The sequence below is a fragment of the Pseudoxanthomonas sp. 97-1-1 genome, assembly GCF_057773125.1.
Window position 1 is genome coordinate 1 of sequence record NZ_JBYMTJ010000002.1, and the last position, 13,846, is coordinate 13,846.

Consider the following 13,846-nt stretch of genomic DNA (forward strand, 5'->3'; position numbering starts at 1 on the left):
ATGGCAAAGGGTAAGTTCGAACGCACCAAGCCCCACGTGAACGTGGGCACGATTGGTCACGTTGACCACGGCAAGACGACGCTGACGGCGGCGCTGACGAAGATCGGCGCGGAGCGTTTCGGTGGCGAGTTCAAGGCGTACGACGCGATCGACGCAGCGCCGGAAGAGAAGGCGCGCGGCATCACGATCTCGACCGCGCACGTGGAATACGAATCTGCCGCGCGCCACTACGCGCACGTGGATTGCCCGGGCCACGCCGACTACGTGAAGAACATGATCACCGGTGCCGCCCAGATGGACGGCGCGATCCTGGTGTGCTCGGCCGCTGACGGCCCGATGCCGCAGACCCGCGAGCACATCCTGCTCTCGCGTCAGGTCGGCGTGCCGTACATCGTCGTGTTCCTGAACAAGGCCGACATGGTGGACGATGCCGAGCTGCTGGAGCTGGTGGAGATGGAAGTCCGCGAACTGCTGAGCAAGTACGAGTTCCCGGGCGACGACACCCCGATCATCTCGGGCTCGGCCCGCCTGGCGCTGGAAGGCGACCAGAGCGAGATCGGCGTGCCGGCGATCCTGAAGCTGGTGGACGCGCTGGACACCTGGATCCCGACCCCGGAGCGCGACGTCGACAAGCCGTTCCTGATGCCGGTGGAAGACGTGTTCTCGATCTCGGGCCGCGGCACCGTGGTGACCGGCCGTATCGAGCGCGGCGTGATCAAGGTGGGCGAGGAAATCGAGATCGTCGGTATCCGTCCGACCCAGAAGACCACGGTCACGGGCGTGGAAATGTTCCGCAAGCTGCTGGACCAGGGTCAGGCGGGCGACAACGCCGGTCTGCTGCTGCGCGGCACCAAGCGTGACGACGTGGAGCGTGGCCAGGTGCTGGCCAAGCCGGGTTCGATCACCCCGCACACCGAGTTCGAAGCCGAAGTTTACGTGCTGAGCAAGGACGAAGGCGGCCGCCACACCCCGTTCTTCAAGGGTTACCGTCCGCAGTTCTACTTCCGCACGACCGACATCACGGGCGCCGTGACCCTGCCGGAAGGCGTGGAAATGGTGATGCCGGGTGACAACATCAAGATGGTGGTCACCCTGATCAACCCGGTGGCGATGGACGAAGGTCTGCGTTTCGCGATCCGCGAAGGCGGCCGTACCGTCGGCGCCGGCGTGGTGGCCAAGATCATCAAGTAAGCCCCTGCGGTCCCGGCGAGGACTCGCCGGACAGCGACAAGGGCGGACCGGAACCTCGGTCCGCCTTCGCCGTCTAAGGGAAGGTTGTAGCAAATCGATACGCCAGTAGCTCAATTGGCAGAGCAGCGGTCTCCAAAACCGCAGGTTGGGGGTTCGAGTCCCTCCTGGCGTGCCACTTCCTTCCTCGCGGAGTCCGGATCTCCGGTACTCCCCCAGAGCAAAGAGCGACACTGACGTGAACAGCAAGGTCGAACAATCGAAAGCCGCCACTTCCGCGGGCGACATCGCCAAGTACGTCCTGGCGCTGGCGCTGGTCGTGGCTGGCCTGGTCGCATGGTGGTGGTTCAATGGCCAGTGGGCCACGCCGCTGCGTTCGCTGGCGGTCGTTGCCGGCCTGGTGCTGGGTGCGCTGGTATTCCTGCAGACGGGCAAGGGCCGTGACACGCGCGAGTTCCTGGCGGAATCCCGCTTCGAGTTGCGCAAGGTCGTGTGGCCGACCCGCGAAGAGGCTACCCGCACGACGTGGGTGGTGATCATCGTGGTGATCGTGCTCAGCCTGATCCTGGCCGGTTTCGACTTCGCCATCCAGGCGCTGATCGAATGGTTTCTGAATTTTGGCCGTTGAGGAGAGTCGCTCAGTGAAGCGCTGGTATGTCGTCCATGCTTATTCTGGCTTCGAGAAGTCGGTAGCCCAGGCCCTGCGCGACCGCATCGTCCGCGACGGCATGCAGGAGAAGTTCGGCGACGTGCTGGTCCCGACCGAAGAGGTCGTGGAAATGCGCTCCGGCCAGAAGCGCCGTTCCGAGCGCAAGTTCTTCCCCGGTTATGTGCTGGTCCAGATCGAGACCCATGACGAGGGTGGCATCCCGCGCATGGACAACGAAAGCTGGCATCTGGTGAAGGACACCTCGAAGGTGCTCGGCTTCATTGGCGGCACCGCCGACCGTCCGCTGCCGATCCGCGACGAAGAAGCGGCTGCCATCCTGGATCGCGTCCAGGAAGGTGTCGAGAAGCCCAGGCCCAAGGTGTTGTTCGAGCCGGGCGAGATGGTCCGCGTCACCGACGGTCCGTTCAACGACTTCAACGGTGTGGTCGAGGAAGTCAACTACGAGAAGAGCCGTCTGCGCGTCGCGGTGCTGATCTTCGGCCGGTCCACCCCGGTGGAGCTGGAATTCGGACAGGTCGAGAAGGCCTGATCCGGCGGTCCGGCAGATTCAGCCGGGCCCGTAAAACCCTGATATACTGCGCGGCTCCCTGACGGCGATGCCGGGCAGGAGTCATGGCCGCCCTCGGGTGGCCATTGGCGCGTTCAAGAAAACGCGATGCCGGGACGCGTGATTTTCCCGGTCCGATGGGGAGCCTGACACCAGGCGCTAGCACCCGGAGAGTACTCACATGGCAAAGAAAGTTGTCGGTTACATCAAGCTGCAGGTGAAGGCCGGTCAGGCCAACCCCTCGCCGCCGGTCGGTCCTGCGCTGGGTCAGCGCGGCCTGAACATCATGGAATTCTGCAAGGCGTTCAATGCCGCCACGCAGAAGCTGGAGCCGGGTCTGCCGATTCCGGTGGTCATCACGGCCTATTCCGACCGTACCTTCACCTTCATCACCAAGACGCCCCCGGCGTCGATCCTGCTGAAGAAGGCCGTCGGCATCACGTCCGGCTCCAAGCGCCCGAACACCGAGAAGGTGGGCAAGGTCACCCGCAAGCAGCTCGAGGACATCGCCAAGGCGAAGGAACCCGACCTGACCGCGGCCGACCTGGACGCTGCGGTGCGTACGATCGCGGGTTCCGCCCGCTCCATGGGCCTGACGGTAGAGGGTTAAGAGATGGCACAGAACAAGCGACAGAAGGCCATCCTGGCCGCCGTGACGCCCGGCAAGGCGTACGCCATTGACGAGGCCCTGAAGATCGTCAAGACCGCCACCAAGGCGAAGTTCGTCGAGTCCGTCGACGTTGCCGTGCGCCTGGGCGTGGATGCCAAGAAGTCCGACCAGCAGGTGCGCGGTTCCACCGTGCTGCCGGCCGGTACCGGCAAGTCGGTCCGCGTGGCGGTGTTCGCCCCGGCCGGCGCCAAGGCTGACGAAGCCGCTGCTGCCGGCGCCGAAGCCGTTGGCATGGACGACCTGGCAGAGAAGATGCTGGCCGGCGACATCAACTACGACGTGGTCATCGCCACGCCGGACGCGATGCGCGTGGTCGGCAAGCTGGGTACGGTCCTGGGCCCGCGCGGCCTGATGCCGAACCCGAAGGTCGGCACCGTGTCGCCGAACCCGGCCGAGGCGGTGAAGAACGCCAAGTCGGGCCAGGTGCGCTACCGCACCGACAAGGCCGGCATCATCCACTGCACCATCGGCAAGGCCAGCTTCGACGACGAAGCGCTGAAGTCCAACCTGCAGGCGCTGCTGATCGACCTGGTGAAGGCCAAGCCGGCCACCTCCAAGGGCCAGTACCTGCAGAAAATCTCGGTCAGCTCGACCATGGGCCCCGGCGTGACCGTGGACCAGTCCTCGCTGTCCCTGAAGTAATCGCATCACCCTGTCCCGCGACGCGGGGCAGGGCGCAACGAATTTTGAGGGCAGTCGCCCAGACCGGATAACGGTGCAAGCGACAGCCGTCAAAGACCGCAGGTGCGGTCAGCGCGCCATGACGACGGGCACGGAGGCTCGTGTTGGCAGGGAATCGCCGTCGTGGCTAGCGGGATCGCTTAATCCATTCCCCCGGGAATGCGCCTGCGTAGATGGTGCCGCCTTCTGGAAGTTTTCTGGAGTCCGACCGCAAGGTCGCCAGTCAGACAGGCCACCGCCGGGACCTCTGCGTCCCCGGCATCCAGGACGGATGCCGTCCAGGACCGCGAGCGGCAGGAGCCGCAAGCGGAGTCAATTAGTGAGGAGTGTATGGCTCTCAATCTGTCCCAGAAGCAAGAAGTTGTCGCCGAACTGGCAGACGTCGCCGCCAAGGCGCACTCCCTGGTCGCCGCCGAATACGCAGGCACCACGGTCAGTCAGATGACCGCGATGCGCAAGAAGGCCCGCGAGACCGGCGTGTACTTGAAAGTTGTCAAGAACACGTTGGCCGTGCGTGCCGTGGCCGGTACCGAGTTCGAGGTTGTCCAGGACAAGCTCGTCGGTCCGCTGCTGTATGCGTTTTCGACCGAGGAGCCCGGCGCCGCCGGTCGCCTGATCAAGGAATTCGCCAAGGGCAACGACAAGCTGCAGCCGAAGGTCGTCTCCGTGGGTGGCCAGCTGTATCCGGCCAGCCATGTTGAAGTCCTGGCGTCGCTGCCGACCCGCGATCAGGCGCTGGCCATGCTGGCCCGCGTTCTGGCCGAACCCGCCGCGATGTTCGCCCGTGCCGTCAAGGCCGTGGCCGACAAGCAGGGTGGTGGCGAAGCGCCGGCGGAAGCCGTCGCGGAAGCCCCGGCCGAAGCCTGAGTTCGACGTCTTTACGGTTCTACGAACCCTAATCCCAGATAATTTCCAAAGGTAAACACAATGTCCCTTTCCAACGAACAGATCGTCGACGCCATTGCCGGCAAGACCCTGATGGAAGTGATGGAGCTGGTCAAGGCCATCGAAGAGAAGTTCGGCGTCTCCGCCGCCGCCCCGGTCGTCGCCGCTGCCGGTCCGGCCGCCGCCGCCGCCCCGGTCGAAGAGCAGACCGAGTTCACCATCGTCCTGAAGGACGCCGGTGCCAAGAAGGTCGACGTCATCAAGGCTGTCCGCGCCATCACCGGCCTGGGCCTGAAGGAAGCCAAGGACCTCACCGAGGCCGGCGGCGTGCTGAAGGAAGGCGTGTCGAAGGAAGATGCCGAGAAGTTCAAGAAGGACCTCGAAGCCGCTGGTGCGAGCGTCGAAGTCAAGTAAGTCGTATCCGTCGCCGGTTCACCCAGGCGACAACCCGAGGCCGGGGGCGAAAGCCCCTGGCCTTCGGTCGTTTCAAGACGTAGCGATGTAAACGCGAGTTTGTAGTTGGAAGTAGCGGCAGAAGGCGTGCTGGTGCCGGCAATACCAGCGACTTCCAACTGAAAATTCCCCCGTTCGAAAGAATGTCCCCCGTGTGGTCGCGGACGCGCGCCCCACGCTGCCAAAGGCACAGTCACATGACGACATATTCGTTCACCGAAAAGAAGCGCATCCGCAAGGATTTCGGCAAGCAGCGGTCGATCCTCGAGGTCCCGTTCCTGCTCGCCATCCAGGTCGACTCCTACCGCGAGTTCCTGCAGGAGCACACCGACGCCGCCAAGCGCGAAGACCGTGGCCTGCATGCCGCGCTGAAGTCGGTCTTCCCGATCGCCAGCTACAGCGGCAACGCCGCGCTGGAATATGTCGGCTACAAGCTCGGCGAGCCGGTGTTCGACGAGCGCGAGTGCCGCAACCGTGGCCTGAGCTACGGCGCACCGCTGCGCGTCACCGTCCGCCTGGTGATCTACGACCGCGAGTCGTCCACCAAGGCCATCAAGTACGTGAAGGAGCAGGAGGTCTACCTGGGCGAGATCCCGCTCATGACCGACAACGGCACCTTCATCGTCAACGGCACCGAGCGCGTCATCGTTTCGCAGCTGCACCGCTCGCCGGGCGTGTTCTTCGACCACGACCGTGGCAAGACCCACAGCTCGGGCAAGCTGCTGTACAGCGCCCGCATCATTCCTTATCGCGGCTCCTGGCTGGACTTCGAGTTCGACCCGAAGGACGCGCTGTTCACGCGTATCGACCGTCGCCGCAAGCTGCCGGTCTCGATCCTGCTGCGCGCGCTGGGCTACTCCAACGAGGAGATGCTCAACGAGTTCTTCGACGTCAACACGTTCCACATCCTGCCGGAAGGCGTGCAGCTGGAGCTGGTCGCCGAGCGCCTGCGCGGCGAAACGCTGAACTTCGACCTGGCCGATGGCGACAAGGTCATCGTGGAAGCCGGCAAGCGCATCACCGCGCGCCACGTGAAACAGCTGGAACAGTCCGGCATCGCCGCACTGGCCGTGCCCGATGAATACCTGGTCGGCCGCATCCTGTCGCACGACGTGATCGACGCCAACACCGGCGAGCTGCTGGCTTCTGCCAACGACGAAATCACCGACGACCAGCTGGCCAAGTTCCGCAAGGCCGGCGTGGACGCCGTGGGTACGTTGTGGGTCAACGACCTGGACCGCGGCCCGTACCTGTCCAACACGCTGCGCATCGATCCGACCAAGACCCAGCTGGAAGCGCTGGTCGAGATCTACCGCATGATGCGTCCCGGCGAGCCGCCGACCAAGGACGCTGCGCAGAATCTGTTCCACAACCTGTTCTTCACCTTCGAGCGCTACGACCTCTCCAACGTCGGCCGCATGAAGTTCAATCGTCGCGTGGGCCGCAAGGAAACCACCGGCGAAGCCGTGCTGTACGACAAGAAGTACTTCGGCGCGCGCAACGATGAAGAAGCCAAGCGCCTGGTCGCCAGCCTGGGCGAGACCTCGGACATCCTGGACGTCATCAAGGTTCTGACCGAGATCCGCAACGGCCGCGGCACCGTCGATGACATCGACCACCTGGGCAACCGTCGCGTGCGTTCGGTCGGCGAAATGGCCGAGAACGTGTTCCGCGTGGGCCTGGTCCGCGTCGAGCGCGCCGTGAAGGAACGCCTGTCGATGGCCGAGTCCGAAGGCCTGACCCCGCAGGAACTGATCAACGCCAAGCCGGTGGCTGCCGCGATCAAGGAGTTCTTCGGCTCCTCGCAGCTGTCGCAGTTCATGGACCAGAACAACCCGCTGTCGGAAGTCACGCACAAGCGTCGCGTCTCGGCCCTCGGCCCGGGCGGCCTGACCCGCGAGCGCGCCGGCTTCGAAGTCCGCGACGTGCACCCGACCCATTACGGTCGCGTCTGCACCATCGAGACGCCGGAAGGCCCGAACATCGGCCTGATCAACTCGCTGGCCGTGTACGCCCGCACCAATGGTTATGGCTTCCTCGAGACGCCGTACCGCAAGGTCGTGGACGGCATGATCACCGACGAGATCGAGTACCTGTCGGCGATCGAGGAGAACGAGTACGTCATCGCGCAGGCCAACGCGCTGCATGACGCCAAGAGCCGCCTGACCGAGCAGTTCGTGCCGTGCCGTTACCAAGGCGAATCGCTGCTGAAGCCGCCGAGCGAAGTCGACTACATGGACGTCTCGCCGATGCAGACCGTGTCGGTCGCCGCGGCGCTGGTCCCGTTCCTGGAGCACGATGACGCCAACCGCGCATTGATGGGCGCCAACATGCAGCGCCAGGCCGTGCCCACGCTGCGTGCGCAGAAGCCGCTGGTCGGTACCGGCATCGAGCGCGCCGTGGCGCGCGACTCGGGCGTGACCGTGAACGCGCGTCGTGGCGGCGTGGTCGAGCAGATCGACGCCGGCCGCATCGTGGTCAAGGTCAATGAAGTCGAGATCTCCGGCGAAACCGATGCCGGCGTCGACATCTATTCGCTGATCAAGTACACGCGCTCCAACCAGAACACCTGCATCAACCAGCGTCCGCTGGTGAACGTGGGCGATGTGGTCGCGCGCGGCGACGTGCTGGCCGACGGTCCCTCGACCGACATCGGCGAGCTGGCGCTGGGCCAGAACATGCTGATCGCGTTCATGCCGTGGAACGGCTACAACTTCGAAGACTCCATCCTGCTCTCCGAGCGGGTGGTGGAAGAGGATCGCTACACCACGATCCACATCGAAGAGCTGACCTGCGTCGCGCGCGACACCAAGCTGGGACCGGAGGAAATCTCCGCCGACATCCCGAACGTCTCCGAGCAGGCACTGAACCGCCTCGACGAGAGTGGCGTGGTGTACATCGGTGCGGAAGTGCGCGCCGGCGACATCATGGTGGGCAAGGTCACGCCGAAGGGCGAGAGCCAGCTGACCCCGGAAGAGAAGCTGCTGCGCGCGATCTTCGGCGAGAAGGCCTCGGACGTGAAGGACAGCTCGCTGCGCGTGCCGCCGGGCATGGACGGCACCGTCATCGACGTGCAGGTCTTCACCCGTGACGGCATCGAGAAGGACAAGCGTGCGCGCCAGATCGAGGAAAACGAGATCAAGCGCGTCAAGAAGGACTTCGACGACCAGTTCCGCATCCTCGAAGGCGCCATCTACGCCCGCCTGCGTTCGCAGCTGGTCGGCAAGGTCGCCAACGGTGGTCCGGGCACGCTGAAGAAGGGCGATGCGATCACCGACGCCTACCTGGACGGCCTGAAGAAGTCCGAGTGGTTCACCCTGCGCATGAAGGACGATGATGCGTCCGACGCCATCGAGCGCGCCCAGATGCAGATCCAGGCGCACGAGAAGGAGTTCGAGCGTCGCTTCGCCGACAAGCGCGGCAAGATCACCGCCGGCGACGACCTCGCCCCGGGCGTGCTGAAGATGGTCAAGGTGTACCTGGCCGTGAAGCGCCGCATCCAGCCGGGCGACAAGATGGCCGGCCGCCACGGCAACAAGGGTGTCGTGTCGACGATCGTTCCTGTCGAGGACATGCCCTACATGGCCACCGGCGAGACCGTGGACATCGTGCTGAACCCGCTGGGCGTGCCGTCGCGCATGAACATCGGCCAGGTGCTGGAAGTGCACCTGGGCTGGGCCGCCAAGGGGCTGGGTCGCAAGATCCAGAACATGCTGGAAGCCCAGGCCAAGGTCGCCGACCTGCGCAAGTTCCTGACCCAGATCTACAACCACGACCAGAAGCTGGGCGAGGACCGCGTGGACCTGGACCAGTTCAGCGACAAGGAACTGATCGCGCTGGCCGAGAACCTGACCGACGGCGTGCCGATGGCCACCCCGGTGTTCGACGGCGCGGCGGAAACCGAGATCAAGCACATGCTCGAACTCGCGGACCTGCCGATCAGCGGCCAGACTCAGTTGTACGACGGCCGTACCGGCGAGGCGTTCGACCGCCACACCACGGTCGGCTACATGCACATGCTGAAGCTGAACCACCTGGTGGACGACAAGATGCACGCGCGTTCCACCGGTCCGTACTCGCTCGTCACCCAGCAGCCGCTGGGCGGCAAGGCGCAGTTCGGTGGCCAGCGCTTCGGTGAAATGGAAGTCTGGGCGCTGGAAGCCTATGGCGCGGCGCACACCCTGCAGGAAATGCTGACGGTCAAGTCGGACGACGTGCAGGGCCGCAACCAGATGTACAAGAACATCGTCGATGGTGCCCACGAGATGGTCGCGGGCATGCCGGAATCCTTCAACGTGCTGGTGAAGGAAATCCGCTCGCTCGCCATCAACATGGAACTGGAAGACTGATCGCAACGGCGCGGCGGCACTCAACGGTCTCCGCGCCTTCCGAACACGGTCAACCCGCCCTCGACAAAGATTCCTCCTGACGGAGAAACAAAATGAAAGACCTGCTCAACCTCTTCAACCAGCAGCGCCAGACGCTGGACTTCGACGCGATCAAGATCGCGCTGGCCTCGCCGGACCTGATCCGTTCGTGGTCCTTCGGCGAAGTGAAGAAGCCGGAAACCATCAACTACCGTACCTTCAAGCCGGAACGCGACGGTCTGTTCTGCTCGGCCATCTTCGGGCCGATCAAGGATTACGAGTGCCTGTGCGGCAAGTACAAGCGCATGAAGCACCGTGGCGTGGTCTGCGAGAAGTGCGGCACGGAAGTGACGCTGGCCAAGGTGCGCCGCGAGCGCATGGGTCACATCGACCTGGCCAGCCCGGTCGCGCACATCTGGTTCCTCAAGTCGCTGCCGTCGCGCATCGGCCTGATGCTGGACATGACCCTGCGCGACATCGAGCGCGTGCTGTACTTCGAAGCCTACGTGGTCACCGAGCCGGGCCTGACCTCGCTCGAACGCCGCCAGTTGCTGACCGAAGAGCAGTTCATGCAGGCGCGCCAGGAACACGGCGACGACTTCGACGCCGCCATGGGCGCCGAGGCCGTCTACGACCTGCTGCGCACGATCGACCTGCAGGCCGAGATGGTGAACCTGCGCGAGGAAATCGCCAGCACCGGTTCGGAGACCAAGCTCAAGCGCCTCACCAAGCGCATCAAGCTGATGGAAGCGTTCCTGGAATCGGGCAACCGTCCGGAATGGATGGTCATGACCGTGCTGCCGGTGCTGCCGCCGGACCTGCGTCCGCTGGTACCGCTGGACGGCGGCCGCTTCGCGACCTCCGACCTGAATGACCTGTACCGTCGCGTCATCAACCGCAACAACCGCCTGCGCCGCCTGCTCGAACTGAATGCGCCGGACATCATCGTGCGCAACGAAAAGCGCATGCTGCAGGAGTCCGTTGACGCCCTGATGGACAACGGCCGTCGTGGCCGCGCCATCACCGGCACCAACAAGCGCCCGCTCAAGTCGCTGGCCGACATGATCAAGGGCAAGCAGGGCCGCTTCCGCCAGAACCTGCTGGGCAAGCGCGTCGACTACTCCGGCCGTTCGGTCATCGTGGTCGGCCCGACCCTGCGCCTGCACGAATGCGGCCTGCCGAAGAAGATGGCGCTGGAGCTGTTCAAGCCGTTCGTGTTCGCCAAGCTGCAGCGTCGCGGCCTGGCCACCACCATCAAGGCCGCCAAGAAGCTGGTCGAACGCGAAGAAGCCGAAGTCTGGGACATCCTGGAAGAGGTCATCCGCGAGCACCCGGTGCTGTTGAACCGCGCGCCGACGCTGCATCGCCTGGGCATCCAGGCGTTCGAGCCGGTCCTGATCGAAGGCAAGGCCATCCAGCTGCACCCGTTGGTCTGTACTGCGTTCAACGCCGACTTCGACGGTGACCAGATGGCCGTCCACGTGCCGCTGTCGCTGGAAGCGCAGCTGGAAGCGCGCGCGCTGATGATGTCCTCCAACAACATCCTGTCGCCGGCCAACGGCGAGCCGATCATCGTGCCGTCGCAGGACGTGGTGCTGGGTCTGTACTACATGACCCGCGCGCTGGAGAACAAGAAGGGCGAGGGCATGGCCTTCGCCAACATCGCCGAGGTCAAGCGCGCCTACGACAACCGCGCCGTCGAACTGCATGCGAAGGTCAAGGTCCGCATCAGCGGTACCGTGATCGACGAGGAAGGTGGCCGCAGCAAGCAGACCAACATCGTGGACACCACGATCGGTCGCGCCCTGCTGGCCGAGATCCTGCCGGAAGGCCTGCCGTTCGCCCTGGTCAACACCGAGTTGAACAAGAAGGCCATCAGCCGCCTGATCAACTCCAGCTACCGCATGCTGGGCCTGAAGGACACGGTCGTGTTCGCCGACAAGCTGATGTACACCGGCTTCGCGTACGCCACGCGCGCCGGCGTCTCCATCGGCATCGACGACATGCTGATCCCGGCCGAGAAGAAGGGCATCCTGGGCGAAGCCGAGCAGGAAGTGCTGGAGATCCAGGAGCAGTACCAGAGCGGCCTGGTCACCGCCGGCGAGCGCTACAACAAGGTGGTCGACATCTGGTCGCGCACCAATGAGCGCATCGCCAAGGCGATGATGGAGACCATCGGTACCGACAAGGTGCAGAACGCCAAGGGCGAGACCATCAACGAGAAGTCGATGAACTCGCTGTACATCATGGCCGACTCCGGCGCCCGTGGTAGCCAGGCGCAGATCCGCCAGCTGGCCGGCATGCGCGGCCTGATGGCCCGTCCCGATGGTTCGATCATCGAGACGCCCATCAAGGCGAACTTCCGCGAAGGCCTGAACGTCCAGGAATACTTCAACTCCACCCACGGTGCCCGAAAGGGCCTGGCCGATACCGCGCTGAAGACGGCGAACTCCGGTTACCTGACCCGTCGCCTGGTCGACGTGGCGCAGGACGTGGTGATCACCGAGGTCGATTGCGGTACGTCGGAAGGCCTGATGATGACCCCGATCGTGGAAGGCGGCGACGTGGTCGAGCCGCTGCGCGACCGCGTGCTGGGCCGCATCGTGGCCGAGGACGTGTTCCTGCCGGGCAACGACGAGGATCCGATCGTCACCCGCAACACGCTGCTGGACGAAGCCTGGGTGCAGAAGCTGGAAGATGCGGGCGTGCAGGCGTTGAAGGTGCGTTCCACCATCACCTGCGAATCCGATTTCGGCGTCTGCGCGCACTGCTATGGCCGTGACCTGGCCCGTGGCCACATCGTCAACATCGGTGAAGCGGTCGGCGTCATCGCCGCGCAGTCGATCGGCGAGCCCGGTACCCAGCTGACCATGCGTACGTTCCACATCGGTGGTGCGGCATCGCGTGCGGCGGCGGTCGACAACATCACCGTCAAGACCACCGGCTCGATCAAGTTCAACAACCTCAAGTTCGTCGAACACGCCAATGGCAGCCTGGTCGCGGTTTCGCGCTCGGGCGAACTGTCGGTGCTCGATGGCCACGGCCGTGAGCGCGAGCGTTACAAGCTGCCCTACGGCGCCACCATCAACGTCAAGGACGGCGACCAGATCACGGCCGGCCAGGCCGTGGCGAACTGGGATCCGCATAACCACCCGATCGTGTCGGAAGTGGCCGGCTTCGTGCGCTTCGTCGACTTCGTCGATGGCGTCACCGTCATCGAGAAGACCGATGACCTGACCGGCCTGGCCTCGCGCGAGATCACCGATCCGAAGCGTCGCGGTTCGCAGGGCAAGGACCTGCGCCCGATCGTCCGCATCGTGGACAAGGACGGCAAGGACCTGAGCATCCCGGGTACCGACCTGCCGGCGCAGTACCTGTTGCCGCCGCGCTCGATCGTCAACCTGCAGGACGGCGCGCCCGTCGGCGTGGGCGACGTGGTCACCAAGGTGCCGCAGGAAGCGTCCAAGACCCGCGACATCACCGGCGGTCTGCCGCGCGTCGCCGACCTGTTCGAAGCACGCAAGCCGAAGGATCCGGCGATCCTGGCCGAGCGCTCCGGCATCATCAGCTTCGGCAAGGACACCAAGGGCAAGCAGCGCCTGATCATCAAGGACACCGATGGTTCGGAGCACGAGGAGCTGATCCCGAAGTTCCGCCAGATCATCGTGTTCGAAGGCGAGCACGTGGCCAAGGGCGAAACCATCGTGGACGGCGAGCCGAGCCCGCAGGACATCCTGCGTCTGCTGGGCGTCGAGCCGCTGGCGGCCTACCTGGTCAAGGAAATCCAGGACGTCTACCGCCTGCAGGGCGTGAAGATCAACGACAAGCACATCGAGGTGATCACCCGCCAGATGTTGCGCAAGGTCGAGATCACCGACGCCGGCAACAGCAAGTTCCTGGCCGGTGAGCAGGTGGAGAAGCAGCGCCTGATCGAAGAAAACGCCAAGCTGGCGGCCCGCAACGAACTGCTCGCGAAGTACGATCCGGTGCTGCTGGGCATCACCAAGGCCTCGCTGGCGACCGAGTCGTTCATCTCGGCGGCCTCCTTCCAGGAGACCACCCGTGTACTGACCGAGGCGGCCGTCCGCGGCACCCGTGACACCCTGCGCGGCCTGAAGGAGAACGTCATCGTGGGTCGACTGATCCCGGCCGGCACCGGTCTGGCGTACCACAACCAGCGCCGCCGCAATGCCTCCGGCTTGACCGAGGCCGAAGTGAACGCCCTGTCGGGTGGCAGCGTCGAGGCCGCTCCGGCCGCCGCCGTGACCGCCACCGACGAAGCGGGCGAGGAGTCCAGCGCCAGCTAAACCGTACTACCCGACGGCCTCCGGGCCGTCCCAGACCACGAAAAGAGGCGCAGGATGCGCCTCGTTTTCGGCCCAGGA

General features: G+C 64.7%; 9 protein-coding genes and 1 tRNA gene. All 10 read left to right on the plus strand.

The genetic code is table 11. The annotated features are described in order from the left end of the window. The 10 genes from tuf (at window position 1) to rpoC (ending at window position 13,768) form a co-directional block, all read left to right on the plus strand. Window positions 1-1,191: an elongation factor Tu gene (tuf, locus tag AC3DET_RS07130; protein WP_056879796.1), complete on the plus strand. Its 1,191-nt coding sequence runs from the start codon at window positions 1-3 to the stop codon at window positions 1,189-1,191. 99 nt (window positions 1,192-1,290) lie between these two features. Further along, window positions 1,291-1,366, plus strand: a tRNA-Trp gene (locus AC3DET_RS07135). 60 nt (window positions 1,367-1,426) lie between these two features. After that, window positions 1,427-1,816 (plus strand): preprotein translocase subunit SecE, encoded by a 390-nt coding sequence (gene secE / locus AC3DET_RS07140; RefSeq protein ID WP_337731297.1) that lies wholly within the window; start codon window positions 1,427-1,429, stop codon window positions 1,814-1,816. 13 nt (window positions 1,817-1,829) lie between these two features. Next, the gene (gene nusG / locus AC3DET_RS07145) at window positions 1,830-2,387 is read left to right on the plus strand and encodes a transcription termination/antitermination protein NusG (protein WP_142126302.1); all 558 of its coding nucleotides are present in this window, start codon (window positions 1,830-1,832) and stop codon (window positions 2,385-2,387) included. A gap of 199 nt (window positions 2,388-2,586) precedes the next feature. Further along, window positions 2,587-3,015: a 50S ribosomal protein L11 gene (gene rplK / locus AC3DET_RS07150; RefSeq protein ID WP_055945202.1), complete on the plus strand. Its 429-nt coding sequence runs from the start codon at window positions 2,587-2,589 to the stop codon at window positions 3,013-3,015. 3 nt (window positions 3,016-3,018) lie between these two features. Continuing rightward, on the plus strand, window positions 3,019-3,717 hold the full coding sequence (rplA, locus tag AC3DET_RS07155) for a 50S ribosomal protein L1 (RefSeq protein WP_142126301.1): 699 nt from the start codon (window positions 3,019-3,021) through the stop codon (window positions 3,715-3,717). Window positions 3,718-4,086: 369 nt separating this feature from the next. Then, entirely contained in the window at window positions 4,087-4,623 is a 537-nt protein-coding gene (gene rplJ / locus AC3DET_RS07160) for a 50S ribosomal protein L10 (protein ID WP_192201795.1), read from the plus strand. A 60-nt stretch (window positions 4,624-4,683) separates the two neighbouring features. After that, window positions 4,684-5,055 carry a 50S ribosomal protein L7/L12 gene (gene rplL, locus AC3DET_RS07165; protein WP_142126299.1) on the plus strand — a complete coding sequence of 124 codons (372 nt, stop codon included), beginning with the start codon at window positions 4,684-4,686 and terminating at the stop codon, window positions 5,053-5,055. Window positions 5,056-5,291: 236 nt separating this feature from the next. After that, on the plus strand, window positions 5,292-9,443 hold the full coding sequence (gene rpoB / locus AC3DET_RS07170) for a DNA-directed RNA polymerase subunit beta (RefSeq protein ID WP_337731296.1): 4,152 nt from the start codon (window positions 5,292-5,294) through the stop codon (window positions 9,441-9,443). A gap of 92 nt (window positions 9,444-9,535) precedes the next feature. Further along, window positions 9,536-13,768, plus strand: a complete 4,233-nt coding sequence (rpoC, locus tag AC3DET_RS07175; protein WP_488391186.1) for a DNA-directed RNA polymerase subunit beta' — start codon at window positions 9,536-9,538, stop codon at window positions 13,766-13,768. Window positions 13,769-13,846: the final 78 nt, after the last annotated feature.

What these genes read in the sequence shown, in the direction of transcription:
- tuf (WP_056879796.1), top strand. Translation starts at nt 1, where the DNA reads ATGGCAAAGGGTAAGTTCGAACGCACCAAGCCCCACGTGAACGTGGGC.
- rplK (WP_055945202.1), top strand. Translation starts at nt 2,587, where the DNA reads ATGGCAAAGAAAGTTGTCGGTTACATCAAGCTGCAGGTGAAGGCCGGT.
- rplA (WP_142126301.1), top strand. Translation starts at nt 3,019, where the DNA reads ATGGCACAGAACAAGCGACAGAAGGCCATCCTGGCCGCCGTGACGCCC.
- rplJ (WP_192201795.1), top strand. Translation starts at nt 4,087, where the DNA reads ATGGCTCTCAATCTGTCCCAGAAGCAAGAAGTTGTCGCCGAACTGGCA.
- rplL (WP_142126299.1), top strand. Translation starts at nt 4,684, where the DNA reads ATGTCCCTTTCCAACGAACAGATCGTCGACGCCATTGCCGGCAAGACC.
- rpoB (WP_337731296.1), top strand. Translation starts at nt 5,292, where the DNA reads ATGACGACATATTCGTTCACCGAAAAGAAGCGCATCCGCAAGGATTTC.
- rpoC (WP_488391186.1), top strand. Translation starts at nt 9,536, where the DNA reads ATGAAAGACCTGCTCAACCTCTTCAACCAGCAGCGCCAGACGCTGGAC.